This is a genomic window from Pseudomonas sp. EGD-AK9 (assembly GCF_000465935.2).
In the GTDB taxonomy this organism is placed as follows: Bacteria; Pseudomonadota; Gammaproteobacteria; order Pseudomonadales; family Pseudomonadaceae; genus Aquipseudomonas.
The window spans coordinates 1-4,068 of the sequence record NZ_AVOF01000291.1; the positions used below are offsets into that span (position 1 = coordinate 1).

The 4,068-nt window shown below is 69.0% G+C and carries 3 protein-coding genes; 2 read left to right on the forward strand and 1 reads right to left on the reverse strand.

Features of this window, described 5'->3' with window-relative positions; all coding sequences use genetic code 11:
* A partial coding sequence (locus N878_RS14145) for an NAD-dependent epimerase/dehydratase family protein (RefSeq protein WP_021444295.1) occupies positions 1–762 on the reverse strand: 762 nt, incomplete at its 3' end.
* Between the two features lie 242 nt (positions 763–1,004).
* Here N878_RS14145 and N878_RS14150 point away from each other — a divergent pair.
* Complete coding sequence (locus N878_RS14150; protein ID WP_021444296.1) at positions 1,005–1,934, forward strand: hydrogen peroxide-inducible genes activator; 930 nt, start codon at positions 1,005–1,007, stop codon at positions 1,932–1,934.
* Positions 1,935–1,943: 9 nt separating this feature from the next.
* The gene (gene recG / locus N878_RS14155; protein WP_021444297.1) at positions 1,944–4,019 is read left to right on the forward strand and encodes an ATP-dependent DNA helicase RecG; all 2,076 of its coding nucleotides are present in this window, start codon (positions 1,944–1,946) and stop codon (positions 4,017–4,019) included.
* Positions 4,020–4,068 lie beyond the last annotated feature (49 nt).

Here is a 4,068-nt window from a genome sequence, read left to right on the forward strand (position 1 = left end):
GCTGCCGGCGCGGCGCACGCGCTGCTCGTCGCTCCAGTGGCTGACGCCCAGTTGCGCGCGCAGCCAGGCCACCACCTCGTGCAGCGGCGCCGGCTCGTCGTCGACGCCCAGGTAGCAGTCGGCCAAGGGCGCACCCGCGGCGTCCGCCTGCAGCAGCGTGGCGAACAGCCCCGCTGCGTCATCCACATGAATGCGATTGCCGTACAGCGGCGGCGTCTCGCTGACCCGATAACCGCCGCGCACCTGGCTCAGCAGCCACTCGCGGCCAGGGCCGTAGAGGCCGGTCAGGCGCACCACGCTGGCCGGCAGGCCGCTGCCCAGTGCCAGTTGCTCGGCCTCGCGCATGATCCGCGCCGAATAGCTCTGCGCCTCGGCCGGCGATTCCTCGTCGACCCACTCGCCCTGCTGCTGCCCGTACACCCCGCTGCTGGAGGCGAACAGGATGCGCCGCGGGCGTTGGCCGTGCTGTGCCAGCCAGGCCAGCACGTGCCGCAGGCCGTCGACATAGGCGGCGCGATAGCCGGCCTCGTCGTGCTGGCTGGCCGCCGCGCAATACACCAGGTAATCCAGCTCGCCCGGCGGCCAGGCCGCCGGGCAGGCGTCTGCGTGCAGATCTCCGGCCACCGGCGCGATGGCGGCGGGCAACTGCGCCACCGTACGGCGCAGGCCGTGCACCCGCCAACCGGCTTCGGCCAGGCGCAGGCCGAGACGGGTGCCGACGTCGCCGCACCCGGCGATCAGCAGGCTGTTGCATGCGGACATGCTTTTCTCCCCGAGATTTGTGCGAAGGCGCAGTGTAACAGGCCGTTTAAAAACGTCGGCGAGGCAGTCAGCGCAAGGCAAAAACAGACGAAAAAACGGAGTTTACGAGCTGTAAATGAGCATTTTGAGCCTGTTTTTAACGCAGCGATGACAACGCAGATAGTTTTTAAACAGCCTGTTGGCCCGGTTGGTTCATTCGTATGCAAAGGCTATGCTTGTCGGCAACTTAATGGATAAACACTATGACCCTCACCGAACTGCGCTATATCGTCACCCTCGCCCAGGAACAGCACTTCGGCCGCGCCGCCGAGCGCTGCCACGTCAGCCAGCCGACCCTGTCGGTCGGGGTGAAGAAGCTGGAAGACGAGCTCGGCGTGCTGATCTTCGAGCGCAGCAAGAGCGCGGTACGCCTGACGCCGGTCGGCGAGGGCATCGTCACCCAGGCGCAGAAGGTGCTGGAGCAGGCCCAGGGTATCCGCGAACTGGCCCAGGCCGGCAAGAACCAGCTGGCCGCACCGCTGAAGATCGGCGCCATCTACACCGTCGGCCCCTACCTGTTCCCCCACCTGATTCCGCAGCTGCACCGGGTCGCCCCGGACATGCCGCTGTATATCGAGGAAAACTTCACCCATATCCTGCGCGACAAGCTGCGCACCGGCGAGCTGGACGCCATCATCATCGCCCTGCCGTTCCAGGAAGCCGATGTGCTGACCAAGCCGCTGTACGACGAGCCGTTCTACGCCCTGCTGCCAGCCGGCCACCCCTGGGCGGCGATGGACACCATCGACACCAAGCTGCTCAACGACAAGAGCCTGCTGCTGCTCGGCGAGGGCCACTGCTTCCGCGACCAGGTGCTGGAGGCCTGCCCGACCCTGCGCAAAGGCGGCGACGACCACGGCAAGCACACCACGGTGGAATCCAGCTCGCTGGAGACCATCCGCCATATGGTCGCCTCCGGCCTCGGCGTGTCGATCCTGCCGTTCTCCGCGGTGGACAGCCACCACTACGCGCCCGGCGTGATCGAGGTGCGTCCGCTCAGCGCGCCGGTACCCTTCCGCACCGTGGCCATCGCCTGGCGCGCCAGCTTCCCGCGGCCCAACGCCATCGAAGTGCTGGCCGACTCCATCCGCCTCTGCTCGGTCGCCCGCAACCCGCAGGCCAAGAGCGCCTGAGGTCGCAGCATGACCGAGTTGGCGACGGTTTCCGTCACCGCGCTCAAGGGCGTGGGTGCGGCCCTGGCCGAGAAGCTGGCCAAGGTCGGCCTGGAAAACCTGCAGGACGTGCTGTTCCACCTGCCGCTGCGCTATCAGGATCGCACCCGCATCACCCCCATCGGCGCGTTGCGCCCTGGGCAGGATGCGGTGGTCGAAGGCATCGTCGCCGGTGCCGACGTGGTCATGGGCCGGCGCCGCAGCCTGCTGGTGCGTCTGCAGGACGGCAGCGGCACGCTGAGCCTGCGTTTCTTCCACTTCAGCCAGGCGCAGCGCGACGGCCTCAAGCGCGGCACCGCGCTGCGCTGCTACGGTGAAGTACGCCCCGGCGCCACCGGCCTGGAGATCTACCACCCGGAATACCGCGCGCAGAGCGGCGACGAGCCGGCCCCGGTGGAACAGAGCCTGACGCCCATCTACCCGACCACCGAGGGCCTCACCCAGCAGCGCCTGCGCAGCCTGAGCCAACTGGCCCTGGCCCGCCTCGGCCCGCACAGCCTGCCGGACTGGCTGCCCGACGAGCTGGCCCGCGACTACCGCCTGGCGCCGCTGAGCGATGCCATCCGCTACCTGCACCGGCCACCGCCGGACGCCGATGTCGAGGAGCTCGCCGAGGGCCGCCACTGGGCCCAGCACCGGCTGGCCTTCGAGGAGCTGCTGACCCACCAGCTGTCGCTGCAACGCCTGCGCGAGCAGGTGCGCGCGCAGCAGGCGCCGGCCCTGCCGCCGGCGAAAAGACTGCCACAGCAGTACCTCGCCAACCTCGGTTTCGCCCCCACCGGCGCGCAGCAGCGGGTCGGCGCCGAGATCGCCTACGACCTGGCGCAAAGCGAACCCATGCTGCGCCTGGTGCAGGGCGACGTCGGCGCCGGCAAGACAGTGGTCGCCGCCCTGGCCGCGCTGCAGGCGCTGGAGGCCGGCTATCAGGTGGCGCTGATGGCGCCGACCGAGATTCTCGCCGAGCAGCACTTTCTCAACTTCAGCAAGTGGCTGGCGCCGCTCGGCCTGGACGTCGCCTGGCTGGCCGGCAAGCTCAAGGGCAAGGCCCGCGCGGCCGCGCTGGAACAGATAGCCGCGGGCTGCCCGATGGTGGTCGGCACCCATGCGCTGTTCCAGGACGAAGTACGGTTCAAGCGCCTGGCGCTGGTGATCATCGACGAGCAGCACCGCTTCGGCGTGCAGCAGCGCCTGGCCCTGCGCCGGAAGGGCATCGACGGCCGGCTCTGCCCGCACCAGCTGATCATGACCGCCACACCCATCCCGCGCACGCTGGCGATGAGCGCCTACGCCGACCTGGACACCTCGATCCTCGACGAGCTGCCGCCGGGGCGCACCCCGGTCAACACCCTGGTGATCGCCGACAGCCGCCGCGACGAGGTGGTCGAGCGCGTGCGCAGTGCCTGCCAGCAGGGGCGCCAGGCCTACTGGGTGTGCACCCTGATCGAGGAATCCGAGGAACTCACCTGCCAGGCCGCCGAGACCAGCTTCGAGGAGCTCTCCAGTGCGCTGGGCGAGCTGCGCGTGGGGTTGATCCACGGGCGCATGAAACCGGCCGAGAAGGCCGCGGTGATGGACGAATTCAAGCTAGGCCGGCTGCAGCTGCTGGTGGCCACCACGGTGATCGAGGTGGGCGTCGACGTGCCCAATGCCAGCCTGATGATTATCGAGAACCCGGAAAGATTGGGCTTGGCGCAACTGCACCAGCTGCGCGGGCGGGTCGGTCGCGGCAGCGCCGCCAGCCACTGCGTGCTGCTCTACCACGCGCCGCTGTCGCAACTGGGCCGCGAACGCTTGGGCATCATGCGCGAGACCACCGACGGTTTCGTCATCGCCGAGAAGGACCTGGAGCTGCGCGGACCGGGCGAGATGCTCGGCACCCGGCAGACCGGTCTGCTGCAGTTCAAGGTGGCCGACCTGATGCGCGACGCCGACCTGCTGCCGGCCGTGCGCGACGCCGCCGCCGCCCTGCTGGAGCGCTGGCCGCAGCATGTCGCGCCGTTGCTGGAGCGCTGGTTGCGTCACGGCCAACAATACGGTCAAGTGTGAACTGAATCACAGGGCGACCGTCGCCCCGAACCTTCGCGTCGATGCCCGC

Coding starts and splice junctions, on each gene's coding strand:
- N878_RS14150 (WP_021444296.1), top strand. CDS start 1,005: ATGACCCTCACCGAACTGCGCTATATCGTCACCCTCGCCCAGGAACAG.
- recG (WP_021444297.1), top strand. CDS start 1,944: ATGACCGAGTTGGCGACGGTTTCCGTCACCGCGCTCAAGGGCGTGGGT.